Consider the following 23,756-nt stretch of genomic DNA (forward strand, 5'->3'; position numbering starts at 1 on the left):
CGACGGCCAGTGCGGGCAGTGAGGCTGATCCGCCGCGGGGCCTGGCAGGGGCTGGTCCTGCTGGTGGCCGCGCTGGTGCTGAGTTCGTGCGGCTGGCGCGGGATCTCCAACGTCGCGATCCCCGGCGGCCCGGGCAGCGGCTCGGGCGCCATGACGATCTACGTGCAGGTGCCGGACACCCTGGCGATCAACGGCAACTCCAAGGTGATGGTCGCCGACGTCTTCGTCGGCTCCATCAAGGCCATTCAGTTGAAGAACTGGATCGCCACCTTGACGCTGGGTGTCGACAAGAACGTCAAGCTGCCGAAGAACGCCATCGCCAAGATCGGACAGACCTCGCTGCTGGGTTCCCAGCACGTCGAGCTGGCCGCGCCGCCGAACCCTTCGCATGAATTGCTGAAGAACGGCGACACCATTCCACTGAAGAACTCCTCGTCGTATCCCACCACCGAGCAGACGCTGGCCAGCCTGTCGCTGATCCTGCGCGGCGGTGGCATCCCGAACCTGGAGGTGCTGCAGAACGAGGTCTACAACATCTTCAACGGCCGCGGCGAGGCGATCCGGTCCTTCCTGGGCAAGCTGGACACTTTCACCAGCCAGCTCAACGAGCAGCGCGATGACATCACCCACGCGATCGACTCGACCAACCGGCTGCTCACCTACGTGGGGGGCAGGGCCGACGTCCTCGACCGGGTGCTCACCGACATCCCGCCGCTGGTCAAGCATTTCGCCGACACGAAGAACCTGCTGATCAACGCCGTCGACGCGGTGGGCCGGCTCAGCCAGGCCGCAGATCAGTACCTGTCGGAGGCCCGCGGGCCGCTGCACACGGACCTGCAGGCGCTGCAATGCCCGTTGAAGGAACTGGGCCGCGCATCGCCGTATCTGGTCGGCGCGCTGAAGCTGATTCTCACCCAGCCGTTCGACATCGACACCGTGCCGAAGATCTTCCGGGGTGACTACATCAACATTTCGCTGACGCTCGACGTGACCTACAGCTCGGTCGACAACGCGTTCCTCACCGGCACCGGGTTGTCGGGGGCCCTGCGCGCGCTCGAGCAGTCGTTCGGGCGTGATCCCGAGACGATGATCCCCGACGTCCGCTACACGCCGAACCCGAATGACGCGCCCGGTGGACCGCTGGTGGAAAGGGGGGACAGGAATTGCTGACTCCGTTCGTTCGACGCCAGCTGGTCGCCTTCGGGATCCTGACGGTGATCTCGCTGCTCGTGCTCGGGGTGTACTACCTGCAGCTCCCGAGCCTTGCGGGCATCGGTCGCTACACGCTGAAGGCCGAGCTGCCCGCGTCCGGGGGCCTGTACCCGACGGCGAACGTGACGTATCGCGGCATCACCATCGGGAAGGTCACCGACGTCGAGCCCACCGAGCGGGGCGCCGAAGCGACGATGAGCATCGACAGCCGCTACAAGATCCCGATCGACGCGACTGCCAACGTGCACTCGGTGTCGGCCGTCGGTGAGCAGTACCTGGACCTGGAGTCGACCGGGAATCCGGGCAAGTTCCTGTCGGAGGGGCAGACGATCACGAAGGGCACGGTGCCCGCCGAGATCGGGCCTGCGCTGGACACCGCCAACCGCGGGCTGGCCGTGCTGCCCAAGGACAAGATCGCCCAATTGCTCGACGAGACAGCGCAATCCGTGGGTGGGCTGGGCCCCGCCCTGCAGCGGCTGGTGGACTCCACTCAGGCGATCGTCGGCGATTTCAAGACGAACATCACCGACGTCAACGACATCATTCAGAACTCGGGCCCGGTGCTGGACAGCCAGGTGAAGTCGGGTGATGCGATCGAACGGTGGGCGCGCAACCTGAACAAGCTGGGCGCGCAGTCCGCGCGGGAAGACCAGCACGTCAGAAGCGTGCTGCGCCAAGCGGCACCGACGGCCGATCAGGTCAACGACGTCTTCAGCGACGTGCGGGACTCGCTGCCGCAGACCCTGGCGAATCTCGAGGTGGTCTTCGACCTGCTCAAGCGCTACCACACCGGTTTGGAGCAGGTCCTGGTGTTCCTGCCGCAGGGCGCGTCGATCGCCCAGACCGTGGCCGCGCCGTTCCCGAACATGGCGGCACTGGACCTGGCGTTGTCGATCAACCAGCCGCCGCCGTGCCTGACCGGCTTCATCCCGGCGTCGGAGTGGCGCTCCCCGGCCGACCTCAGCATGCAGCCGCTGCCGACAGGCACGTACTGCAAGATCCCGATGGATACCCCGGCCAACAGTGTGCGCGGTTCACGCAACATCCCGTGCACGGATATCCCGGGCAAACGGGCGGCCACACCACGGGAGTGCCGCGACCCCAAGCCGTATGTGCCCGCGGGTACCAACCCCTGGTATGGCGACCCGAACCAGATCCTGACCTGCCCCGCACCCGGCGCGCGCTGCGACCAGCCGGTGAAGCCGGGGCAGGTGATCCCGGCGCCGTCGATCGACAACGGCCTCAACCCGGCGCCGTCGGACCGGGTGGCGGGGACGCCCCCGCCGACCAGCGATCCCTTGTCGCGGCCGGGGTCGGGTACCGTGCAGTGCAACGGCCAGCAGCCCAACCCGTGTGTCTATACGCCCAGCGGGCCTCCCACGGCGGTCTATAGTCCCCAAAGCGGTGAACTGGTAGGGCCAGACGGGGTTAAATACTCCGTCGAGAACTCGGCCAGAACAGGAGACGACGGATGGAAGGAGATGCTGGCACCAGCCGGCTGAACCCCCCACCGATGCCGAAGTTTCGCCGTCTGCGCCGACGGCGTCCGAAGAATCAGGACCCGGCGCTCGTCCCGACGGATCCCGACGCGGCGACCGAGGATTCCGCCGGACCCGGGGACGCGGCCGAACCGCCCACCCCCGATGTGACGCCCGAACAGACGTCGGAGGCCGAGGTGACCGCGGAGGCCGAACCCGAGGCCGCTGCCGAGGAGCCGGCGGACTCCGGCGCCGGGCCCGGCGAGGCCCCCGACCGTCGTCCGTCGCGGATGGGTCGCGGCTGGCTGGCCGGCATCGCAGCGACGCTCGTGGTCTGCGCCGCGGCCGTCGGCACCGGCGGTTACCTCGCCTTGCGCTACCACCACGAAAGCCAAGCGATAGCTCGCAACAACGCCGCTGCGCTCAAGGCGGCCGTCGAGTGCGTTTCGGCGACCCAGGCGCCGGACACCAATGCGATGGCGGCGAGTGAGCAGAAGATCATCGACTGCGGCACAGAGGCTTTCCGCTCGCAAGCCCTGCTCTACACGAGCATGCTCGTCCAGGCGTATCAGGCCGCCAACGTCCACGTCCAGGTGTCCGACATGCGGGCGGCCGTCGAGCGCAACAACCCCGACGGCTCGGTGGAGGTGCTCGTCGCGGTCCGCGTCAAGGTCGCCAACGATCAGACGCAGAACGAAACCGGCTACCGCCTGCGGGTGAAAATGGCTCAGGCCGAGGGGCAATACAAGATAGCCAAGCTCGACCAGGTGACGAAGTGACGGTGGTGGTCGAGCAGCCACCGGCCCCTGCGGTCCCGAAGTCTCCGCGGAACGCCTTGGCGCCCTGGCATGTTCGCGCCGGCGCGCTGGCCGTCGACGTCCTGCCGGGCGCCGCGGTGGTGGTGACGATGGCGGTGACCTGTTTCACCGTTCCGCCCAGCGGCATGTGGTGGTGGCTGTGCATCGCGATCATCGGGGTCGTCATCCTGCTGGTATTGGTGAACCGGCTGCTGCTGCCGACGATCACGGGCTGGAGTCTGGGACGGGCCCTTTTCGGCATCGCGGTGGCGCGGCGCGATAGCGAGCCCATCGGACCGTGGGGACTGCTGCTGCGTGACCTTGCGCACCTGCTCGACACCGTATCGGTGGTGGGATGGCTTTGGCCGCTGTGGGATTCGGGGCGCCGCACCTTCGCCGACATGCTGCTGCGCACCGAAGCGCGGGGTCGCGAATCGGCCGAGCCCGCGTTCAACGCGCGGCGGTGGACGGCGGTCGTGGTTCTCGGCGCGGCGGGACTGTGCGTTGCTGGCGTGGCGATGAGCTATGGGGCCGTGTTCGCCCAGGACCGGGCCACCGACAAAACGCGGGCACAGCTCGACACCCAGGGCCCGAAAATCGTCGCGCAGATGCTGACCTACGACCCCAAGTCGTTGCACGACGATTTCGCCCGCGCCTTGTCGTTGGCGACCGCTAAGTACCGGCCGCAGCTGGCCGCCCAGCAGGACATGGTGCAGAAGGGCAACCCGGTCATCAACGAGTATTGGGTGACCGACCACGCGATCCAGTCGGCGGCGCCGGATAGGGCGACGATGCTGATGTTCATGCAGGGACGGCGCGGTGCGGCGCCCGACGAACGCTACATCTCCGCCACCGTTCGGGTGACTTTCGCCAACGACGGCGGCCGTTGGCTCGTCGACGACCTAACGGTACTGACCAAGCCCAAACCGCCGGGGGGCGGGAAATGAGCCCGCGCCGCAAGTTTCAGCCCGGTGAGGAGTCGCTGCTGGTTTCGCGTCCGGTGCCGCCCGGGCGGCCGTGGGGCCTGCCGCTGGCCAGCGCCGTGGCCGCGGTCTTCATGGCGGCGGCGATCACGTTGTGCACCCTGATGCTCATCGACCATCAATCGCGCGAACGCGCCGCGTCGAAGAATCGGGAGGTGCTCAGCTACGTCACCGGCTTCATGACGCAGTTCACCTCCATCGATCCGTTCCACGCCAACGACTACGTGACGCGGGTGCTGGGCCAGGCGACCGGCGACTTCGCCAAGGAGTACCGCGACAAGGCGAACGAGATTTTGCTGCAGGTGGCCCGGGCCGAACCGGCCACCGGCACCGTCCTGGACGCGGGGGTGGAGCGCTGGAACGACGACGGCAGCGTCACCACCATCGTGGCCACCGCGGTGAGCAGCAAATCGCCTGACGGTAAACAAGTTTGGGAAAACGCCAATCGGTGGACGGCGACCGCCACGCAGGAAGGAAAGCAGTGGAAGATCAGCAACCTGCAGCAGGTGATCTGACCGCCGACGGGAGCGCCGCCGCCTCGGAGGAGGTCGAAGAGCGCGACGAGTCCGCTACCACCGACGAGGGCGCCTCTGCCGCAGCGGAACCCACGGGCGACGAAGGCGACGTAGAGGCCGCCGAAGCGCAACCTGCCGCTCGGAAGAGGCTGGCCGGCAAGCGGCTGGCCATCGCCGTCGTCGTGGCCGCCGCGCTGTTCGTCGGCTCCGCCGCCTTCGCCGGGGCGGCGATGCAGCCCTACCTGAACGATCGTGCCGCCGCCGCGACGAAACTCAAGGTCGCGCGGACCGCGGCCAACGCGATCACCACGCTGTGGACATACACGCCGGAGAACATGGACACCCTCGCGGACCGCGCGTCGACTTACCTCAGTGGCGATTTCGAGGCGCAGTACCGCAAGTTCGTCGACGCCATCGTGGGACCCAACAAGCAGGCCAAGATCACCAACCATACCGACGTCACCGGCGCGGCGGTCGAATCGATCGACAATGCCAACGCCGTTGTCATCGTGTACACCAACACCACGTCCACCAGCCCGTTGACCAAGAACGTGCCCTCGCTGAAGTACCTGTCCTACCGGCTGTTCCTGAAGCGCGCGAAAAGTCGCTGGCTGGTGACCAGGATGACGACCATCACCTCGCTGGATTTGACGCCGCACGTCTAGCGCGGACTGCTACAGCCACGGCCGTTACCTCGCCGGTGTCGGAGCGATCGACCTGACCGCGGTGGCGGCGGCCAGCCTGCCGATCTTCCGCTTCGGGCCGAGCTAGTTGAAGGCCAGCCAGCTGGGCAGCGCCCGTTCGTGCGAATCGCAGAGCACCTGCCGGGTGTCGCACGACCCCCGCGGCGAGCCCGCGCCGGCCCACATGCCGCCGGTGTCGCGGCGCAACACGATGGCGGACGACCCGCCTCCGTCGAGCAGGATTGCGTTGTCACTGCCCAGGCCGCGGAACAGGTCTTGCATGTTGTCCGGGGTGTAGCTGCCCCCCTCGAAGATGTACATCTCGTCTTTCTGCCTCGCGTACGCCAAAGCCGTTCGCGCCGCGCTCGGCCCCCCGTCGTGCAGCTGCTTGGTGTTGCCCGGGGCCAGCAGCCCGATCCCGGAGACCGCGACGAAGCGTTCGTTCCTGTTCAGCAGATCCTGGACGACGGGGGTGGCGGAGTCGTAGTCGCTTTTCGACTTGGGCCACACCACGTACGGCGCACCGCCGGACGGCAGGATCATCGTCGTCAGGACGCTCCAGCTTTCGCCGCCGCCCGAGAGGCCCTGCTTGCCGGGGTAGGCGATGGTGCCGGTGACGGCCTGGTTGGCGCGGCCCTGGCCGTGCGTGTTGTCCACGAAGGCGCCCAGCGGTGAGCTGCAGCCGGTCTGCCGCCACGAGCCCGCCTTCTGCCCACGCACGTCGAAGAAATTGGCGTTGATCGCGATCGTGGGTTGACCCATCCGCTGCCAGGCCTGAAGCGGCGCATAGAGTTCCGATGCCTGCCAGAGTCCCTCACCGGTGCGGGCGCCGGGATTGTTCTCGCAGCGCGCCTGGTCGCCCCGGTGGGTGTCGACCAGCAGGTGGGGCGACAGCCGTCCCGCCGCGTTCTTGATGATCATCAGGTGGCCGCCGTTGTTCATCTCATACCAGCTGCCGCCGGCGTTGAGCATCGGCGCGGGGTGGCCGGGACCGAAGTTGTAGACCAGGTACGAGCCCTTGGTGGTGTTGATGGCGTTGGCCAGCAGGTCACGCCCATCGGCGGCGCGTGCGACCGGCTGCCCCGTGGTGCACGCGAGGGCGATGCCGGCGACCATGGCGGTGCAGCCGGCCACCAGCCGGCGCAAGCTGGCGCGTCGGGTCAGCACGATCGCCCTTTCGGCCCTGGTCTGGATGCAACAAAAACATCATCAGTCACATCCATCACACTGTCAATCTAGATAACGGGCTGATGACGCTGGGGCGGCGTTCGAATTACGTTTCGTCGCTTGCGGTTTCGGGTTCAGCCGCGGCCGCCCGGTTGTTCTTGCCCAGGCGCGCCTGGTGCTGTGCTTGATGCTCCGCGGCGATCGCCATCTCCACCGCACCCGGAATGCGGTGGAATCCCTTGCGGTCGTAGAGGTGCGTGACGATGCCACCCAGCAGCAGCCCGATGACGAGGCCGATCGTCGTCATGATCAGCGCCTGCGATATCCCGGTGTCCGCGTGCCCCTTGAAGTACAGCAACGACCGGACACCCAGGAAAACCTGGTGCATGGGCTCGAATTCGGCAAGCCAGCGGAAGAAGGTCGGCGTCGCCTCCAGCGGCACGGTGGCGCCCGCCGACGGCAACCCGAGGATCACGAAGATCAGCATGCTGACGAGCAGGCCGCCCGTGCCCAGCACCGAGAGCAACGAACTGGAGGTGATGCCCACCGCGGCGATCGCGAACACCCCGTACGCCCAGAGTTGCCACCCAAGGTCTATGGGCATGCCGAGCCCGTGGGCGATCGCCAGATAGACCGCCGAGGTGAGCAGCCCCAGCAGCACCATGATGGCCCACTTGAGCAGCAGCGTCTGCAAGCGCGAGATCTTGACTTGCTCGGCGAAGCGGTACACCGGGCCGAATTCCGCCGGTACGTAACCGAGCAACGCGTCCACCAGGGTGCTGACCACGATGCTGCCGGTGAACCCCGCGAGCAGCAGCAAGAGCGCGTAATAGAAGGCCGACAGCCCATTGCCGGTGCCGTTGGGCAGCGGGTTGTACACCTTCGACTCGATGTCTATCGGACTGGCCAGGCCCGCCTCCGCGGCCCCGACGAGCGGGGCACCACCCGTCTGCTCCCGGACCTGCGCGATAAGTCGTTCGCCCACTTCGCCATTGGCCACGCCCATCGCCATGTTCAGGGTCTGGCTGGCGATGCTGGAGCCGAGGGTGCCGGCCCGCGGGTTCGTCGAAATCGTGATGACGGGCTGTTCCACGTGACCGGGCAGCACCGCGCTCGTCGCCAAGTCCCGCAGCTTCGACGAGAAGCTCGGCGGGATCAGCACCGAGCCGTACACGTGTCCGGTGTCCAGTTGGTGCTTGGCCGCATCGCGACTGAGCACCCGGATGTCGAACTTGTTCTTGTCCAGGCCGTTGACCAAGCGATTGGTCAGCTCCGCGCCCGCGGGCCCGGCGTCCTCGTTCACCACGGCGATGGGGAAGTGCCGCAGGTTGGTCATCGGGTTCAAAATGCCGCCGAGGTAGAGCGCGCACAGCGCCGACATCAGGGCCAGCGTGATGACGAGCGGCGCCGCCCAGAACCGCACGGTCCGGACCGCCTTGATGTTTCGGTTCGGGTTGGGCGCCGCGTGCTGCGGCCGCGATTGAGACATGCCGGCTCCTGTCTGTCACGCCCACTCTATGGGCTCAGCCGCCGAGCTTCGCGTGCATCTCCCACACCAGAAGCTCCGATAGCTGGCTCGCCGTCACCCGCTCGCCGCCGGCGTCGGTGAACCGGACGGCGTCGCCCTCCTGCAGGTCGCCGACGCCGTCGCAGGCGACCCCGCCGCGGGCGATGAACAGGTGCAGGTAGGGGGCCCGCGGAAGGCTCACCGCGTCGCCGGGCCGCAACCGCGTGGCGTGCAGGGCGGCGTCGCGGTTGTGCAGGGCGATCGCCCCGTCCCGGCCGCGGATGCCCGTGGCGATCGTCACAAGATTGCCGTTCAAGAGCTCGGCGTCGACCTCGCGCTGTTGATAGCCCGGGGCGATGCCGGATTCGTCGGGCACCACCCACATCTGCACGAAATGCACTGGCCGCGTGGACGAGTCATTCTTCTCCGAGTGCAGGATGCCGCTACCCGCCGACATGCGCTGCGCCAGACCCGGATAGATCACGCCGCGGTTGCCAATGGAGTCCTGATGCGCCAGTTCACCCTGCAGAACCCAGGTGACGATTTCCATGTCCCGGTGCGAATGGGTGTCGAATCCGGTTCCGGGCGCGACGATGTCGTCGTTGTTCACCAGTAGCAGACCATGGTGGGTGTTGTCCGGATCGTAGTGGTCGCCGAACGAGAACGAGTGCCGCGATGTCAGCCAGGGCGTCGTGGTGACGGCCCGGGTGGCCGCGCGTCGAACCTCCGCACGGGCAGACATGTGGCCCAGCCTAATCGGCCGTCGCGGTCAGGCCACGGTCGCGGTGAGCAGGCCCTGGGCATGCCGAAGCGCGGCGTCCAGCGCGGGCAGCGTCAGCCCGGCGGAGCGGCCCAGGTGGATCTCGATCTGGTACTCCGGCTGGCCGTCCGGCCCGAAAATCGGCAGCACCACGAATTCGGCTGCGGCCAAATCGGTTTCGAGGGTATCGGTCACCGACCGTAGCGTGACCATCGTCATGAGGGTGGTGAGCCGGCGGGTGATGGCCGTCGGCTCCAGGGACGCGAGCACATCCGCCAGCCGGTCGTGCAGCGACTGGTGGGTGTCGTCGAACCGCCACGCGCCGTACCCACGGGCGCGGATGTCGGCCAGTACCCGCTGGTGTTGCGTGATTTCGGCCCGGGTCAGCCGCGGCATCACCCGGTCCAGCCAGGCCCGGACGTCATCGTCGCCGCGCCAGGCCATCGCGACCAGGCCGAACGGCGGGTCGATGGGGAAGCGCTGGCCCACGGCCTGCCCGCCTTCGGTCGCGTGGCCGACCGCATCCACGGTGGTCAGGTGCCGGTCGCCGATTCTCGACATGGAGCAGCCCGCGCCGAGGGTCTCGTGCAGGAACCGCAGCGCATCGCGGCCCCGGTCCAGCAGCGGGAACTGCCGCCTCAGCCCGTGCACGAGCCCGAACAGGCCGCTGTCCAGCACGTAGCGGCGATCCTCGCGGCGCGCGACCCAGGCGCGCCCTTCCAGCTCGGCCAGCACGAGGGCGCAGGTGGAGGTGCTGATCGCGCAGCGCTTCGCCAGCTCGGCCGAGGTCAGTCCCTTCTTCGAATCCGCAAGTGCGGCAAGCACATCCATCACGCGGCCGGTCGGCGGCGATTTAGCGGTTGACGTACTGATGTCCACCTCCCTACGATCCGTCCGAATAACCGCTATAGCGATCCTAATATTAGGAGATAGTGCCTCGTGATCAAGGTGGGAGTGTGGGGGCCGGGTTCGATGGGCGTGATCGCCTTGCGCGGCGTGATCGACCACCCGGAGCTGCAGCTGGTCGATCTGGTCGTGCACAGCGTCGCCAAGGCGGGTCGCGACGCGGGAGAGCTGTGCGGGATAGCGCCGGTCGGGGTGGTGGCCACCCGGGACCCGGCCGCGATGCTGGCCGGCGACGCCGACGCGGTGGTGTATGCCGCCGGCGCCAACCTGCGGCCGCTGGAGGCCGTCGCGGACATGGCCTCGATCCTGCGGGCGGGTAAGAACGTGGTGTCGTGCTCGGTGGTGCCGCTGGTGTTCCCCGACGGCCTGGGCGAGGCGGGCGCCGCCTTCACCGACCCGCTGCGGCAGGCCGCGCTCGAGGGCGCCGTGTCGTTCTTCACCACCGGCATCGACTCGGGGTTCGCCAATGACGTTCTGCCGCTGGTGCTTACCGGCGTCTCGCGGGTCATCGATTCGGTGCGGGTCACGGAAATGTTCAACTACGCCACCTATCCGGACCGGGCCGCGGTGTACGAGATCCTCGGGTTCGGCAAGCCGCCGGAATACCAGGCGTTTGCCGCTCAGCCCGGAATGTTCACCTTCGGCTGGGGGCCGGTGCTGCATCAGCTCGCGGCCGGCCTGGGCGTCAAGGTCGACAACATCGAGGAGACCAATGAACGCATTCCGGCCACCGAGTCCTTCGACACGCCCACTGGCCACATCGCCGCCGGGACGATCGCGGCCATGCGCTCGACGCTGACCGGATACGTCGGCGGCAAGCCAACTTTCGTCCTCGACCACGTCACCCGGATGCGCGACGACATCGCCCCGGACTGGCCGCGGCCGGACATCTCGATCCCGCCGAAGGACCTCGGCTATGGGCCGGCCTCCGGTCAGGGCCTCTACCGGGTGGAAATCGAGGGATCGCCAAGCATGCGTTGCGAATTCGAGATGGCCGAAGACCACGACCATGACCTGGGCGCGCGCGTCGCCGGCGCCTCGCGGATGGTCAACGCCATTCCGGCGGTATGCGCGGCTCCGCCCGGGTTGCTCTCGGCGCTGGACCTGCCGCTGATCACCGGGGCCGGCCTGGTCCGCCCGGTGGCGGGACCGTCGCCGGACAGCCGCCTGTTCTAGGGCCGGTCGCCGGGATAGGTCGCGGCGGCCAGCTCGAGGATTTCGGCCCGGTCCGCCGCCAGGATGAACCCGGAGGTGATGGCCGTGTCGAGCGCGGCGGTGAAGCGTTCCAGGTACTCCGGGGCGCCGCCCGGGTAGAGGCGGCGCAACGTGTCGGCGTCGAAGAGTTCGCCGGATCCGAAGATCGCGGACATGATGTCCTCGTCCGCGCTGACGCCGGAGGTTCGGGCGATCGGGACGTCGACCCATGGGGTTCGGATACCGCCCCGGGCGAGGCCGTTGGCGTCGAGAACCGGCTGCGGCGCAGCGCCTTCGGCGGCCACCGCCAACGGGGGCGCACCGGGCGCCTCCTTGCCGGTTTGCACCCAAGCGTTCAGCGCGGCGAGCGCTGCCTGCACAACGTAATGGTGTTGCGGCGCAAAGTTGATGAAGTGTGCCAGTTGCTGGCCCATCAGCTCGTTGGTCGGCGCGTAGGCCGCCACGATGTCCTTCAGCGGCGCGGATCCGCTGTCGATCGGTGCCACCTGAATCGTGTAGTTGTCGGCATGAGCGGCGCCGGCGATCTCCCATACCCGCAGCCGCTGGTGATCGGGCTGCCTCGCGAAGTAGTAGCCCTCTGCCGGGCCGCCGAACAGGTCGGTCTCGGTGATGACCGCGAGCAGTGGGACGCGCAGGTCCGGGCGGAACTCCACCGCTTCTTGGGACCCACCGGACGAATCCAGCCCCTCGAACAGGGAAGCGCCGTCCAGCGGGCCGGCCGGCCCGAAGCGGGAATGCACCAGGAAGCCGTCGTAAACCCGGGCGAGCGGATCCACGGCGTTGACGTAGGTGGTGAGAAACAACGCCGATTGCGACTCGCCGATGCCGATGACGCGTTGCGGATGCAGCCCGCCCAGGACGCCATCGCCGCGGTCCCTGACGAGTTCGCCGGCCTGGGAGAAGATGTCGTACGCGAAGGCGTCGCCCGGGTGATGCAAGCTCCCGTAGCGGGCCGGATCTTGAGCCTTGAGGGACATGTCCATCTCGAGCAGGCTGGCGCCGCCGTCAATCCCCACCTTCTGTACCGAGACGGCGACGTAGGCGTATCCCGCCCGGACGATTTCACGGTGCGCCATCATCCAGACGGCAGGCGCGTCGATGCCGCCGCTCACATTGAGCCACTCGACCAGCGCGGTGCCGTTGAAATTGGCCGGGTCGGTCGGCGTGATAGCCACGATCCGAGTGGTGTAATCGGCTGTCCCGCTTGGTGTTACGTCCCAGCGGCCGTCTGGGCCGAGCTCCCCTTTCGGGACGTATGACGAGGCTGTGCCGGAGATGAAGAACTCTTCGGCGGCGTAGCCGACGCTGCCAATGTCGAAGGCGCCCAGCAGCAGAAGGGCCTTGCCGGCCGCGGGCGTCACGTCGATGTATGTCATAGCGCCTCCGGCAGTCCGAACTTCGCGAACAGCTTGTCGTCGAGGAACGCCACCACGTGGGAGACCGCGTCGCCGCGCACGTCGAGCACGTGCAGCTGGAAGGGGACGTGGACCTCTCCGGTACGCATGTACATCGCGGCACCGGGCTGGCCGTTGGCGATCAGCGGTAAAAGTCGCATGTCGCCGGGCGACTCGGCGGGGCATTGCTGATGAATGAGGGTGACGATGTCCCGCGCGCCCCGGTACCAGCCGGCGTACGGCGGCATCTCCCAGATCGCCTCGGCGGTGAACAGCTCCACCAATCGGTCGATGTCGTATGTCTCGAAGGCGGCGATGTAGCGGGCCAACAGGTCCTGTGCCTCCGGCGAATCCGGCGGGGCCAACCGGTCGCCGGAGCTGGGGCCGATGGTGTCCAGCTGGGAGCGGGCGCGCTGCAGCAGGCTGTTGACGGCGGTGGTGGTGGTGCCGATCGCTTCGGCCACTTCGGCGGCCTTCCACTGCAGCACGTCGCGCAGCAGCAGCACGGCCCGTTGCCGAGGTGAAAGGTGTTGCAGCGCAGCGACGAACGCCAACCGCACCGACTCGCGCGACCCGACGATGACCGACGGGTCGGCCGGATCATCCGTCATGTCGGGGAGCGGCTCCAGCCAGGGCACCTCGCGGCGCTCGTCCAGCTCGGCGGTCGGGTCGGAGCTGGGGGCGCCCAGGCCGGTCGGCAACGGCCGGCGTTGCCGGCCCTCCAGCGCGCTCAGACAGGTGTTGGTGGCGATGCGATGCAGCCAGGTCCGCATCGACGACTTGCCTTCGAAGCGGTCGTAGGCCTTCCATGCCCGCAGCAACGTTTCCTGAACCAGATCCTCCGCGTCGTGCAACGAGCCGGTCATCCGGTAGCAGTGGGCGAGCAGCTCACGACGGTACGGCTCGGCATCTGCCGAGAAGTCGCCACCGACCGCCGGGACCAGATCGGAGTTCGCGGCGTTTTGCGCAAGCAGCCCCACAATGGGAGAGCCTACGACAGTGTCTGGCGGGGCGACCTGCACTGGGAGCCATTACGCTGCCCGTAATGACTAGGACCGTGCAGTGAACCGCGACGAACGGAACTTCGACGGACTCGGCGGCGTGCGCATTGTCTACGACGTCTGGACACCCGACATCGCGCCGCGGGCGGTGGTCGTCCTGTCGCACGGTCTCGGCGAATACGCGCGCCGGTACGACCACGTCGCGCAGCGTTTCGGTGGGGCGGGCCTGGTCACCTACGCCCTGGATCACCGTGGGCACGGCCGCTCGGGCGGCAAGCGGGTGCTGGTGCGCGACATCTCCGAGTACACCGCGGACTTCGACAGCCTGGTCCGGATCGCCACCCGGGAGCATCCTGGCCTCAAGTGCATTGTGCTCGGGCACAGCATGGGCGGCGCCATCGTGTTCGCCTACGGCGTCGAACGCCCCGACAACTACGACCTGGTGGTGCTGTCGGGGCCCGCGGTGGCGGCCCAGGATCAGGTGTCGCCGCTGATGGTCCTGGCCGCCCGAGTGCTCGGCGCCCTCGTGCCCGGCCTGCCGGTGCAGGAGCTGGACGTCGACGCCATCTCCCGCGATCCCGCGGTGGTGGCGGCCTACAAGAACGATCCGCTGGTGTACCACGGAAAGGTCCCGGCCGGCATCGGCCGCGCCCTCCTGCAGGTCGGCGAGACCATGCCGCAGCGCGCACCGGCGCTGACCGCGCCGCTGCTGGTGGTGCACGGCTCCGACGACCGCCTGATCCCCGCCGCGGGCAGCCGCCGCCTGGTCGAATGCGTGGGATCCACCGACGTCGAACTGAAGGTCTATCCGGGGCTCTACCACGAGGTCTTCAACGAGCCGGAGCGCGACCAGGTGCTGGGCGACGTCGTCTCGTGGATCACCGCCCGGCTCTGAGCGGAAGTGTCGTATCCCTCCCGTATTTTGGCGCATATGACCGACGACAAAATGCTGGTACGCATCGCCGCACTGTTGCGTCAGGCCGAGGGCACCGACAATCCGCACGAGGCGGACGCGTTCATGGGCGCCGCGCAGCGGTTGGCCACGGCGGCCTCCATCGACTTGGCGGTGGCGCGGTCGCATGCGGCCAACCGCTCGCCGGCGCAGACCCCGACGCAGCGGACCATCACCATCGGAAACGCGGGCACCAAGGGGTTGCGCACCTACGTGCAGCTGTTCGTGTTGATCGCCCTGGCCAATGACGTGCGCTGTGATGTGGCATCGAATTCGACGTTCGTTTACGCCTACGGGTTCGCCGAGGACATCGACGCCACACACGCGCTGTACGCCAGCCTGGTCGTTCAGATGGTGCGGGCGTCGGACGCCTACCTCGCCTCGGGCGCGCACCGGCCGACGCCGACCATCACCGCGCGGCTGAACTTTCAGCTGGCCTTCGGGGCCCGCGTGGGCCAGCGCCTGGCGGAGGCCCGCGACGAGGCCCGGCGCGAGGCCACCAAGGACCGCCACCGCCCGCCGGGAACGGCGATTGCCTTGCGGAACAAGGACATCGAGCTGCACGACTATTACCGGAGCGCGTCGAAGGCGCGCGGTACCTATCAGGTGAGCCGGGCGACGGCCGGCTACTCGTCCGCGGCGCGGCGCGCGGGGGACCGGGCCGGCCGGCGCGCGCGGTTGGGAAACAGCCCCGAACTGCCCGGCGCGCGCACTCCGCTGGGCCGGTGAGCCCCGGGCAATCCGCCAGGAGGGATGCCCAGCGGGCAAAGGTCTATGCGGCCGAGGAGTTCGTCCGGACGCTCTTCGACCGTGCCGCCGAGCACGGGTCGCCCGCCGTGGACTTCTTCGGCACCCAGCTCACGCTGCCCCCCGAAGGGCGATTCGGCTCGGTTTCCGCCGCGCAGCGCTATGTTGACCAAGTGCTTGCGTTGCCGGCGGTGCGCCGGCGTTGGCCTTCCGTCCCGCCGCTGCGAGTGCGGCCGCGACGGGCCGCCACCGCGGCCCACTACGAATTCCGTGATGGCGCAGGCGTTATCGCGGTCCCCGACCGCGACACCGCCGAATGGGCGCTGCGCGAGCTGGTGGTGCTCCACGAAATCGCGCACCATCTATGCCAGGCCGAGCCGCCACACGGCCCGCGGTTCGTCGCGACGTTCTCCGAGTTGGCGGAGTTGGTGATGGGGCCCGAACTCGGGCACGTGCTGCGCGTCGTGTACGCGAAAGAGGGTGTGCGGTGAGCGATCCCGATGCCCGGGCGCGCCAGGTCGAAGCCCAGCTGACCGACGACGAGCGGTTCGCGCTGCTGGTCAGCGTGATGGGCGCCGGTGAGATGTGGCCGGTGCGCGACGAGCGCATTCCGCCGGGCGTCCCGATGAGCGCGGGCTATGTCCCCGGCGTTCCCCGGCTCGGCGTCCCGGCGCTGCTGATGAGTGACGCCGGCCTCGGCGTGACCAATCCCGGGTACCGCCCGGGCGACACGGCCACCGCACTGCCCGCGGGGCTCGCGCTGGCCGCCGGCTTCGACCCGTCGCTGGCCCGCGCGGCGGGCGAGGTGATCGGCCGGGAGGCCCGCAGCCGCGGCTTCAACGTGCAGCTCGCCGGCGCGATAAACCTCGCGCGCGACCCGCGCAACGGGCGTAACTTCGAATACCTCTCCGAGGACCCGCTTTTGACCGCGACCATCGCCGCGGAGTCGATCGACGGCATCCAGCAACAACACGTCATCTCGACCGTCAAGCACTTCTCGCTGAACTGCAACGAAACCAACCGCCACTTCTTAGACGCGGTCATCGACCCCGACGCGCATCGCGAATCCGACCTGCTGGCCTTCGAAATGGCCATCGAGCGCTCCCAGCCGGGTGCGGTGATGACCGCCTACAACAAGGTCAACGGCACCTACGCCGCCGCGAACGACGTCCTGATCAATCAGGTGCTGAAAGGCGCCTGGGGGTACCGGGGCTGGGTCATGTCCGACTGGGGGGCCACGCCGTCCTGGGAGTGTGCGCTGGGCGGGCTCGACCAAGAATGCGGTGCGCAACTCGACGCGCTGCTGTGGCAGTCGGAGGCGTTTGGTGAGCGGCTGCGGGCCGCCCACGCCGACGGCAGGCTGACCGACGAACGCCTCTCGGACATGGTCCGGCGGATCCTGCGGTCGATGTTCGCGGTCGGCATCGACCGCGCCGAAGCCGCGCACCCACCGGACATGGCCGCGCACAACGAGATTGCGCTGCGGGTCGCTCGGCAGGGGATCGTGCTGTTGACCAACCGCGGGCTGCTGCCCCTGGCGCCGGAGTCGACCGCCCGGATCGCCGTCATCGGCGGATATGCACACGTGGGGGTGGCGTCCGGCTACGGCTCGAGCGCCGTCGTCCCGCCCGGCGGCTACGCGGCCGTGATACCGATCGGTGGCTCGGGGCTGGAGGCCGGGATCCGCAAGCTGCACCTGCTGCCATCGAGCCCGCTGGACGAGCTGCGAAAGCAATTCCCGCGCGCGGAAATCGCATACGACCCGGGCGCCAGTCCCGCGGAGGCGGTGCTCGCGGCGCGACGCGCCGACGTCGCGATCGTATTCGCGATCCGGGTCGAAGGGGAGGGTTTCGACAGCGCCGACCTGTCGCTGCCATGGGGGCAGGACGCGATGATCGCCGCCGTGTCCGCCGCCAATCCCAACACCGTCGTGGTGCTCGAAACCGGCAATCCGGTGGCAATGCCCTGGCGTGACTCGGTGCGGGCCATCGTGCAGGCATGGTATCCGGGGCAGGCCGGTGGCCGCGCCATCGCGGAAATCCTTGCGGGCCGGGTGAATCCGTCGGGCCGATTGCCGATCACCTTCCCGGTCGACCTGGGTCAGACGCCGCGCCCGGAACTGCCCGGCCTGGGCGCGCCGTGGGGGTCGTCGACCACGATCGACTACGTCGAGGGATCCGATGTCGGCTACCGCTGGTTCGCCACCACCGGCGAGGACCCGATGTTTGCCTTCGGACACGGCTTGTCCTACAGCGCCTTTGAATACCGCGACCTGGTGGCGACGGGCGCGGACACGGTGACCGCCAGCTTCAGCGTCGTCAACGTCGGCACCCGCGCCGGGGCCGACGTGCCGCAGCTGTACCTGACCGGCGGCCCGCACGGGCGATGCCTGCGGTTGCTCGGATTCGAGCGGGTGGAGCTCGACCCGGGTGCCACCCGCCGCGTGACCATCGAGGCCGACCCGCGTCTGCTCGCCCGTTACGACGGCGGCGTGGGAAGCTGGCGCATCGGCGCGGGCGATTATCTGGTGGCGGTCAGCACGTCGGCGGTCACGCCGCAGCTGGCCGCGGCGGTCGAGCTCGCCGGCCGTACGTTCGGGTGCTGATCCCGGCCGCATCGAGCGTGCGCTCAGGGCTTTGAGCGTGCGCTCAGGGTTGTGTTCCCCGGCGTGTCGCCGCCCCGCACGCACACTCGATGCGCGCCTCGAATGCGCGGACTACTTGACCGGCGTCAGCTCGTCGCCGCAGGTGCAACGGTACGGCTCGCCCGCACCGGAGCAGTGGCAGGGCACCTCGATGCGAACGCGGCACCCGCAGCCCTCGTGGCCACAGGTCAGTTCCGTCCCGGCCTCGTAACTTGCCATTTCACTCACCCATTTCTCTGTTGTGGACTCTTACGGCTGTGATCGACCACTCCGCCACTATATACCCCCCATGGGTATCTGGTAAATGGCCGTGACCGGTCCGATACCGAGCGGCCCCGCGGGGCTAGCTTGGTGGCATGAGCCAGCAACCGACGCCGCAAGAGGTCGACGAGTTTCTGAACGACAGGTTGGTGGGCGACGATTCGGCCCTGAGCGCGGCGGTACAGGCCAGCGACGCGGCCGGGTTGCCGCGGATCGCGGTGTCGCCTCAGCAGGGCAAGTTTCTGAGCCTGCTGGCCGGCGTCATCCGGGCGCACCGCATCCTCGAGATCGGCACGCTGGGCGGCTATAGCACCATCTGGCTGGCCCGCGGTGCCGGGCCGCAGGGCCGGGTGGTGACGCTGGAATACGAGCCCAAGCATGCCGACGTGGCGCGGGCCAACCTGGAGCGCGCGGGTGTCGCGGATCGGGTGGAGGTGATCGTCGGCGCGGCGCTGGACACGTTGCCCACATTGAACGGTGGCCCCTTCGACCTGGTGTTCATCGACGCCGACAAGGAGATTCTCAATGACGTTGTCAAGCCGCCGCAGTAGTGGTTGCGGGTTGGTAGACGGCGTGGTCGCGCAGCATGGCCCACAGGACGTTGAGTCGGCGACGGGCCAGGGCCAAGACGGCTTGGGTGTGGCGTTTCCCTTCGGCGCGTTTGCGGTCGTAGTAGGTGCGCGAGGCGGGATCGGTGCGGATGCTGACCAGAGCGGACAGGTAGCAGGCGCGCAGCAGGCGCCGGTCGTAGCGGCGGGGGCGTTTGAGGTTGCCGCTGATGCGGCCCGAATCTCGCGGTACTGGGGCCAGACCCGAGACGCCGGCGAGGCGGTCGACGGAGGGGAAGGCGCTCATGTCGCCGCCGGTGGCGGCGAGGAACTCGGCGCCGAGGATGACGCCGAAGCCGGGCATGCTCAGGATGATTTCGGCGTGGCGGTGGCGGCGAAATCGGTCCTCGATCATCGCGTCGGTGTCGCCGATTTCGGTGTCGAGGGCCATCACCTCCTTAGCCAAGCGGGCGACCACGCCCGCGGCAAGCTGTTGTCCGGGCACGATGGTGTGTTGGGCGTTGGCTGCCTCGATGGCGGCGGTTGCGACCGCATCGGCGTTGCGGGCCTTGCGTTTATGCAAAAAGGCTGCCACCCGGGCGGCACCGGCCCGGCGCAGCCCGTCGGGGGTTTGATAGCCGGTGAGCAGGATCAGCGCGGCCTTGCTTTTGCTGTAGTCAAAGCCACGTTCCAGGGCCGGGAAGTATTCCAGCAGCTGGGCGCGCAGCCGATTGATCGCGCGGGTGCGATCGGCCACCAGATCGGCGCGCCGACTGGTCAGGATGCGCAGTTCGACGGCGATGTCGTCGCCGGGGCGCAACGGTTGCAGGTCGCGGCGCATCCGGGCCTGATCGGCAATCACCGCAGCGTCTTTGGCGTCGGTCTTGCCGTCGCCGCGGTAGCCACCCGAGGCGTGGTGAACAGTGCGGCCGGGAATGTAGAGCAGCCGCTGCTGGGCAGCGATCAGCAGCGTGATCAGCAATGCAGCGCCGCCGGCGTTGAGGTCAATCGCCCAAGTGACTTCTCCGCCATCAGCCAGCGCCGCGACCATGTCGATCAACTCCAGCAGCGCGGCCTCGTCATTAGCGACGCGCCGCGACAGCAACGACTTGCCCTCAGCGTCGATGACCACGCCGTAATGGTCCGCTTTCCCGGCGTCCACACCAGCCCACACAGGTTGTGCCACAACCACCTCCGTTCCCGTCTCGGTTTCTATCAACCCAGCAGACGACCACGCCGGCGTGTCCTTACACAGCGATCACATCGCATCTCTCAATTAGCGGTCGAGTCGTCGCGGGACCCCGGGCGGCCAATCTCCTTCGGCCATCGAAGACAGCAAAACCATGAAAGCCATACCCGACGTCCCTGGGCAGTTGAAAGCCTACGGCCGAGCGCAACAACCACCCTCCAAGAAAGGTAAGGAAACCATGTCGCGTACCTGCAGTGGGCGGTCAAGCTGGCCCGCCCCGGCGCACTCATCGTGGTGGACAACGTCGTTCGAGAGGGACAGATCCTCGAGCCGCAGCACGATGCCCAGGCGCAGGCGGTGCGCCAGACGCTGGAACTGATGGGCGAGCACCCGCGACTGGACACGGCCGTGATCCAAACGGTCGGGTCCAAGCGCTGGGACGGCTTCGCGCTCGCGTTGGTGCGCTAGCGCGGGCTGAGGTCGGCGACGGCCTGCGCCGCCGAGGTGACTTCGCTGATCCGCAGGGCGGTTTCACCGGCATAGAGCGCCGCGTGGTCCACCGACGAATCGGGCATCGTGGCGAGCGGCGCGAGCGGGGTGAGCAACGGGCGGGCCGGCGACTGTAGCCGCATCAATGCCCCGGCGTCGAAGTACCCCAGTGCGGCCAGTGGACGGCTCACCGAGTTGATGGCCGCCGGCAAAGCCTTCGCCCAGCCGTCGGCACGGCACCAGCGCCGCGTTGCGGCGTTGGCCACGACCCGATGACGCAGGGGCCAGCTCAGGCCGAACAGGTTGGTCTCGATCGTCTTGTCCGCGTTGGCCACTCGTCGCTGGTACTCCCGGTTCGCGTTGGCTTCGTGCGTCATCAGGAAGCGCGTCCCGGCTACGACGCCGCTCGCACCCGCCGCCAGGGCCGCCCGGGTGTCGGCGGCCTCGGCGATACCGCCGGCCAGAAACACCGGCCGGCGTCCCGCCGCCGCCAGCGCCTGCGGCAGGAACCGCAGCGCCGGCATGGTCCCGACGAGGTGGCCGCCGGCCTCACGTCCCTGAGCGATCAAACCGTCAGCGCCCCAACCGATAGCGGCACTCGCCTGCACCGAGGTGCCGACCATCACGAAGACGAAGATGCCGGCGTCGCGAAGGTGCCGCACGAGTCCCCGCTTCTCGCCGAAAGCCAGCACGACGGCGTCGACCCCGGCGTCGACGCAGACCGCGACGTGCGCGTGATGGACGAAGGGCATCAACAGGTTCACCGCGACGGCGCGACCCGGCGCCCGCTCGCGCACCTGATCGATGGCCGCGCGCAGCTGGCGCGGCGTGGCCAGGCCCAGGGTGCCCAGGCCCCCGGCTTCGGCGACCGCGGCCGCGAGCGCCGCGCCCGCCAGGCCACCCCCCATGCCGGCCTGCACCACCGGAACGTCCAGGCGCAGCCGGTCCGCGATGTCCATGTCTTATGACGCTACGCGGCCGGTCAATCGGGCCCGCCGGCGCCAGCGATGGCGTTGCTGGTGAGTGGCGGGCGAGCGTAATCTTGACGACAGATGGATGGGTGCAGACGGCTCAAAAGGCTTGCTGCATAACAGAAAGGTCACAAAATGAGTACAGTCCATTCATCAATCGAACACCACCCGGATTTGTTGGCTCTGCGCGCGAGCTATGAGCGCGTCGCCGAGTCGATGAGTGCGCACGTCACCTTCGGTATGGCGATGCTGACGGGCCTGTATGTGGCCGCGTCACCGTGGATGGTGGGATTCGGTGCGACGGGATCACTGGCCACGTCCGACCTGATCGTCGGGATCGCGGCGGCGTTCCTGGCGTACGGGTTCGCGACGGCGCTCGACCGCACGCACGGCTTGACCTGGACGATGCCGGTGCTCGGATTGTGGGTCATCGTTTCGCTGTGGATCCTGCCGGGCTTCGCGCCGACCGCCGGCATGATGTGGTCGAACATCGTCGCAGGCGCGCTGATGACGTTGCTCGGCCTCAACGCCACCTACTTCGGCAGGCGCACGCGGGCGGCCGCCCACGCCTAGTTTCCAAATCCGTTGAGCGAGGCGGCGATCGGGGCTAGCCGCAGACCGCGCCGTTCGCCGCCGAGCTGACCAGCTTGACGTACTTGGCCAGTACGCCGGTGGTATAGCGCGGCCGCGGAGGGGTGAAACCCTCTCGCCGAGAGTCGAATTCGGCCGGATCGACCAGCACGTCGAGCACCCGGTTTGCCACATCCAGGCGGATCGGGTCACCGTCGCGCAGGAAGGCGATCGGCCCGGCGTCGACCGCCTCGGGCGCGATGTGGCCCACGCACAGGCCGGTCGTGCCGCCGGAGAAGCGGCCGTCGGTCAGCAGTAGCACGTCCTTGCCCAGGCCGGCGCCCTTGATCGCACCGGTGATGGCGAGCATCTCGCGCATCCCGGGTCCACCCTTGGGGCCCTCGTAACGGATCACCACGGCGTCGCCCCTGGTGATCGTCCCGTCCTCCAGGGCGTCCAGCGCGGCGCGCTCGCCGTCGAAAACCCTTGCCGTGCCTTCGAAGACGTCGGAGTCGAAACCGGCCGACTTGACCACTGCGCCCTCGGGCGCCAGCGAGCCGCGCAGGATGGTGATGCCGCCGGTCGGGTGGATCGGGTTGTCCAGCGCCCGCAGCACCTTGCCGTCCGGGTCGGGCGGGTCGATGGCGGCCAGGTTCTCGGCAACCGTCCGGCCCGTCACCGTCAGGCAGTCGCCGTGCAGCAGGCCCGCATCCAGCAGCGCCTTCATCGCCACCGGCACGCCGCCGATCTGGTCGACGTGGGACATGACGTGGCGGCCGAACGGTTTGACGTCGGCCAGGTGCGGAACCTTCGACCCGATCCGGCTGAAGTCGTCGAGCGAGAGGCCGACGTTCGCCTCGTGCGCGATCGCCAGCAGGTGCAGCACGGCGTTGGTCGAGCCGCCGAACGCCATCACCACCGCGATCGCGTTCTCGAACGCCTCCTTGGTGAGAATGTCGCGAGCGGTGATGCCGCGCCGCAGCAACTCGACGATGGCCTGGCCGCTGCGCCGGGCGAACCCGTCGCGGCGGTAATCGGTCGCGGGCGGGGCCGCGCTGCCGGGCAACGACATGCCCAGGGCCTCCGCGGCGCTGGCCATCGTGTTGGCGGTGTACATGCCGCCGCACGCACCCTCGCTGGGGCAGATCGCGCGTTCGATGGCGTCGACGTCGTCCCGGGACATCAGCCCGCGCGCGCACGCGCCCACCGCCTCGAACGCGTCGATGATGGTGACCTCGCGTTCGGTGCCGTCGGACAGCTTGGCCCGCCCGGGCAGGATGGAGCCCGCGTACAGGAAGACCGCCGCCAAGTCCAGGCGCGCGGCCGCCATCAGCATCCCGGGCAGGGACTTGTCGCAGCCGGCCAACAGCACCGAGCCGTCGAGGCGCTCGGCCTGCATCACCGTCTCGACGCTGTCCGCGATCACCTCGCGTGACACCAGGGAGAAATGCATCCCCTCGTGACCCATCGAAATGCCGTCGGAAACCGAGATCGTCCCGAACTCCAGCGGGTAGCCGCCGGCCGCGAAGACCCCCTCCTTGACCGCCTTGGCGAGCCGGTCCAGCGAGAGGTTGCACGGCGTGATCTCGTTCCACGACGACGCGACGCCGATCTGCGGCTTGGCGAAGTCCTCGTCCCCCATGCCGACGGCGCGCAACATGCCGCGGGCCGCGGCCTTCTCCAGGCCGTCGGTTACGTCACGACTGCGGGGTTTGATGTCGCTGACTCCGGTCGCATCGCGTGTTGTGGCCATCCTGCAAGTATGCG

The 23,756-nt window shown here is 68.5% G+C and carries 22 protein-coding genes and 2 pseudogenes; 14 read left to right on the forward strand and 10 right to left on the reverse strand.

The features are described 5' to 3' along the window. Positions 1 to 9 precede the first annotated feature (9 nt). The 6 genes from KXD96_RS04665 to KXD96_RS04690 are packed head-to-tail and all read left to right on the forward strand — an operon-like array spanning position 10 to position 5,650. On the forward strand, positions 10 to 1,170 hold the full coding sequence (locus KXD96_RS04665) for a virulence factor Mce family protein (protein ID WP_260743233.1): 1,161 nt from the start codon (positions 10 to 12) through the stop codon (positions 1,168 to 1,170). Next, on the forward strand, positions 1,164 to 2,714 hold the full coding sequence (locus tag KXD96_RS04670; protein ID WP_260743235.1) for a virulence factor Mce family protein: 1,551 nt from the start codon (positions 1,164 to 1,166) through the stop codon (positions 2,712 to 2,714). Before KXD96_RS04665 ends, KXD96_RS04670 begins: the two co-directional genes overlap by 7 nt. After that, positions 2,684 to 3,469: an Mce protein gene (locus tag KXD96_RS04675; protein ID WP_260743237.1), complete on the forward strand. Its 786-nt coding sequence runs from the start codon at positions 2,684 to 2,686 to the stop codon at positions 3,467 to 3,469. Before KXD96_RS04670 ends, KXD96_RS04675 begins: the two co-directional genes overlap by 31 nt. Next, positions 3,466 to 4,434, forward strand: coding sequence for an RDD family protein (locus KXD96_RS04680; RefSeq protein ID WP_260743239.1), 969 nt, complete (start codon positions 3,466 to 3,468; stop codon positions 4,432 to 4,434). The genes KXD96_RS04675 and KXD96_RS04680 overlap by 4 nt, the downstream gene beginning before the upstream one ends. Beyond that, a complete protein-coding gene (locus tag KXD96_RS04685; RefSeq protein WP_260743240.1) occupies positions 4,431 to 4,985 on the forward strand; it encodes a mammalian cell entry protein in 555 nt (184 codons plus the stop codon). The genes KXD96_RS04680 and KXD96_RS04685 overlap by 4 nt, the downstream gene beginning before the upstream one ends. Then, the gene (locus KXD96_RS04690) at positions 4,952 to 5,650 is read left to right on the forward strand and encodes an Mce protein (RefSeq protein WP_260743242.1); all 699 of its coding nucleotides are present in this window, start codon (positions 4,952 to 4,954) and stop codon (positions 5,648 to 5,650) included. Before KXD96_RS04685 ends, KXD96_RS04690 begins: the two co-directional genes overlap by 34 nt. Positions 5,651 to 5,752: 102 nt before the next feature. On the opposite strand, the gene KXD96_RS04695 is transcribed toward KXD96_RS04690, so the two are convergent. The 4 genes from KXD96_RS04695 to KXD96_RS04710 all read right to left on the reverse strand — a co-directional run bounded on the left by KXD96_RS04695 (position 5,753) and on the right by KXD96_RS04710 (position 9,933). After that, positions 5,753 to 6,862 carry a phosphodiester glycosidase family protein gene (locus KXD96_RS04695; RefSeq protein WP_260745214.1) on the reverse strand — a complete coding sequence of 370 codons (1,110 nt, stop codon included), beginning with the start codon at positions 6,860 to 6,862 and terminating at the stop codon, positions 5,753 to 5,755. Between the two features lie 79 nt (positions 6,863 to 6,941). Then, positions 6,942 to 8,324: a YhgE/Pip domain-containing protein gene (locus tag KXD96_RS04700; protein ID WP_260743243.1), complete on the reverse strand. Its 1,383-nt coding sequence runs from the start codon at positions 8,322 to 8,324 to the stop codon at positions 6,942 to 6,944. 34 nt (positions 8,325 to 8,358) lie between these two features. Beyond that, positions 8,359 to 9,084 carry a pirin-like bicupin family protein gene (locus KXD96_RS04705; protein WP_260743244.1) on the reverse strand — a complete coding sequence of 242 codons (726 nt, stop codon included), beginning with the start codon at positions 9,082 to 9,084 and terminating at the stop codon, positions 8,359 to 8,361. A gap of 27 nt (positions 9,085 to 9,111) precedes the next feature. After that, positions 9,112 to 9,933, reverse strand: coding sequence for a MarR family transcriptional regulator (locus KXD96_RS04710; protein ID WP_260745215.1), 822 nt, complete (start codon positions 9,931 to 9,933; stop codon positions 9,112 to 9,114). A 108-nt stretch (positions 9,934 to 10,041) separates the two neighbouring features. On the opposite strand from KXD96_RS04710, the gene KXD96_RS04715 reads away from it, so the two are divergent. Beyond that, positions 10,042 to 11,184 (forward strand): dihydrodipicolinate reductase, encoded by a 1,143-nt coding sequence (locus tag KXD96_RS04715; RefSeq protein WP_260743245.1) that lies wholly within the window; start codon positions 10,042 to 10,044, stop codon positions 11,182 to 11,184. Here KXD96_RS04715 and KXD96_RS04720 read toward each other — a convergent pair. Continuing rightward, a complete protein-coding gene (locus tag KXD96_RS04720) occupies positions 11,181 to 12,599 on the reverse strand; it encodes an alpha/beta hydrolase domain-containing protein (RefSeq protein ID WP_260743246.1) in 1,419 nt (472 codons plus the stop codon). The genes KXD96_RS04715 and KXD96_RS04720 overlap by 4 nt on opposite strands. Continuing rightward, on the reverse strand, positions 12,596 to 13,597 hold the full coding sequence (locus KXD96_RS04725; protein WP_396877973.1) for a sigma-70 family RNA polymerase sigma factor: 1,002 nt from the start codon (positions 13,595 to 13,597) through the stop codon (positions 12,596 to 12,598). The genes KXD96_RS04720 and KXD96_RS04725 overlap by 4 nt, the downstream gene beginning before the upstream one ends. An 82-nt stretch (positions 13,598 to 13,679) precedes the next feature. Between KXD96_RS04725 and KXD96_RS04730 the strand changes: the two genes are divergently transcribed. The 4 genes from KXD96_RS04730 to KXD96_RS04745 are packed head-to-tail and all read left to right on the forward strand — an operon-like array spanning position 13,680 to position 17,922. Beyond that, entirely contained in the window at positions 13,680 to 14,513 is an 834-nt protein-coding gene (locus KXD96_RS04730; protein ID WP_260743247.1) for an alpha/beta hydrolase, read from the forward strand. Positions 14,514 to 14,549: 36 nt separating this feature from the next. Beyond that, positions 14,550 to 15,299 (forward strand): DUF2786 domain-containing protein, encoded by a 750-nt coding sequence (locus KXD96_RS04735; protein WP_260743248.1) that lies wholly within the window; start codon positions 14,550 to 14,552, stop codon positions 15,297 to 15,299. Beyond that, positions 15,296 to 15,808, forward strand: a complete 513-nt coding sequence (locus KXD96_RS04740) for a TIGR04338 family metallohydrolase (RefSeq protein ID WP_260743250.1) — start codon at positions 15,296 to 15,298, stop codon at positions 15,806 to 15,808. The genes KXD96_RS04735 and KXD96_RS04740 overlap by 4 nt, the downstream gene beginning before the upstream one ends. Further along, on the forward strand, positions 15,805 to 17,922 hold the full coding sequence (locus KXD96_RS04745) for a beta-glucosidase (RefSeq protein ID WP_260743252.1): 2,118 nt from the start codon (positions 15,805 to 15,807) through the stop codon (positions 17,920 to 17,922). The genes KXD96_RS04740 and KXD96_RS04745 overlap by 4 nt, the downstream gene beginning before the upstream one ends. Before the next feature lie 111 nt (positions 17,923 to 18,033). On the opposite strand, the gene mymT is transcribed toward KXD96_RS04745, so the two are convergent. Continuing rightward, complete coding sequence (gene mymT / locus KXD96_RS04750; protein ID WP_260743253.1) at positions 18,034 to 18,180, reverse strand: metallothionein MymT; 147 nt, start codon at positions 18,178 to 18,180, stop codon at positions 18,034 to 18,036. A 137-nt stretch (positions 18,181 to 18,317) separates the two neighbouring features. On the opposite strand from mymT, the pseudogene KXD96_RS04755 reads away from it, so the two are divergent. Beyond that, positions 18,318 to 18,740: pseudogene (locus tag KXD96_RS04755) on the forward strand (O-methyltransferase); the annotation flags it as partial. A gap of 16 nt (positions 18,741 to 18,756) precedes the next feature. Here the strand turns inward: KXD96_RS04755 and KXD96_RS04760 are convergent. Continuing rightward, positions 18,757 to 19,962, reverse strand: a complete 1,206-nt coding sequence (locus KXD96_RS04760) for an IS110 family transposase (protein ID WP_396876743.1) — start codon at positions 19,960 to 19,962, stop codon at positions 18,757 to 18,759. A gap of 231 nt (positions 19,963 to 20,193) precedes the next feature. Here KXD96_RS04760 and KXD96_RS04765 point away from each other — a divergent pair. Further along, a pseudogene (locus KXD96_RS04765) lies at positions 20,194 to 20,427 on the forward strand (O-methyltransferase); the annotation flags it as partial. Here KXD96_RS04765 and KXD96_RS04770 read toward each other — a convergent pair. Next, a complete protein-coding gene (locus KXD96_RS04770) occupies positions 20,424 to 21,407 on the reverse strand; it encodes a nitronate monooxygenase family protein (RefSeq protein WP_260743254.1) in 984 nt (327 codons plus the stop codon). The pseudogene KXD96_RS04765 and the gene KXD96_RS04770 sit on opposite strands and share 4 nt — an antisense overlap. Positions 21,408 to 21,554: 147 nt before the next feature. On the opposite strand from KXD96_RS04770, the gene KXD96_RS04775 reads away from it, so the two are divergent. Continuing rightward, positions 21,555 to 21,992: an SPW repeat protein gene (locus KXD96_RS04775; RefSeq protein WP_260743256.1), complete on the forward strand. Its 438-nt coding sequence runs from the start codon at positions 21,555 to 21,557 to the stop codon at positions 21,990 to 21,992. A gap of 34 nt (positions 21,993 to 22,026) precedes the next feature. On the opposite strand, the gene ilvD is transcribed toward KXD96_RS04775, so the two are convergent. Next, the gene (gene ilvD, locus KXD96_RS04780) at positions 22,027 to 23,742 is read right to left on the reverse strand and encodes a dihydroxy-acid dehydratase (RefSeq protein ID WP_260743258.1); all 1,716 of its coding nucleotides are present in this window, start codon (positions 23,740 to 23,742) and stop codon (positions 22,027 to 22,029) included. Between the last annotated feature and the right edge of the window lie 14 nt (positions 23,743 to 23,756).

It is taken from the genome of Mycobacterium sp. SMC-2 (assembly GCF_025263485.1).
In the GTDB taxonomy this organism is placed as follows: domain Bacteria; phylum Actinomycetota; class Actinomycetes; order Mycobacteriales; family Mycobacteriaceae; genus Mycobacterium.

What these genes read in the sequence shown, in the direction of transcription:
- KXD96_RS04675 (WP_260743237.1), top strand. Translation starts at nt 2,684, where the DNA reads ATGGAAGGAGATGCTGGCACCAGCCGGCTGAACCCCCCACCGATGCCG.
- KXD96_RS04685 (WP_260743240.1), top strand. Translation starts at nt 4,431, where the DNA reads ATGAGCCCGCGCCGCAAGTTTCAGCCCGGTGAGGAGTCGCTGCTGGTT.
- KXD96_RS04700 (WP_260743243.1), bottom strand. Translation starts at nt 8,324, where the DNA reads ATGTCTCAATCGCGGCCGCAGCACGCGGCGCCCAACCCGAACCGAAAC.
- KXD96_RS04705 (WP_260743244.1), bottom strand. Translation starts at nt 9,084, where the DNA reads ATGTCTGCCCGTGCGGAGGTTCGACGCGCGGCCACCCGGGCCGTCACC.
- KXD96_RS04710 (WP_260745215.1), bottom strand. Translation starts at nt 9,933, where the DNA reads ATGGATGTGCTTGCCGCACTTGCGGATTCGAAGAAGGGACTGACCTCG.
- KXD96_RS04720 (WP_260743246.1), bottom strand. Translation starts at nt 12,599, where the DNA reads ATGACATACATCGACGTGACGCCCGCGGCCGGCAAGGCCCTTCTGCTG.
- KXD96_RS04735 (WP_260743248.1), top strand. Translation starts at nt 14,550, where the DNA reads ATGACCGACGACAAAATGCTGGTACGCATCGCCGCACTGTTGCGTCAG.
- mymT (WP_260743253.1), bottom strand. Translation starts at nt 18,180, where the DNA reads ATGGCAAGTTACGAGGCCGGGACGGAACTGACCTGTGGCCACGAGGGC.
- KXD96_RS04770 (WP_260743254.1), bottom strand. Translation starts at nt 21,407, where the DNA reads ATGGACATCGCGGACCGGCTGCGCCTGGACGTTCCGGTGGTGCAGGCC.
- KXD96_RS04775 (WP_260743256.1), top strand. Translation starts at nt 21,555, where the DNA reads ATGAGTACAGTCCATTCATCAATCGAACACCACCCGGATTTGTTGGCT.
- ilvD (WP_260743258.1), bottom strand. Translation starts at nt 23,742, where the DNA reads ATGGCCACAACACGCGATGCGACCGGAGTCAGCGACATCAAACCCCGC.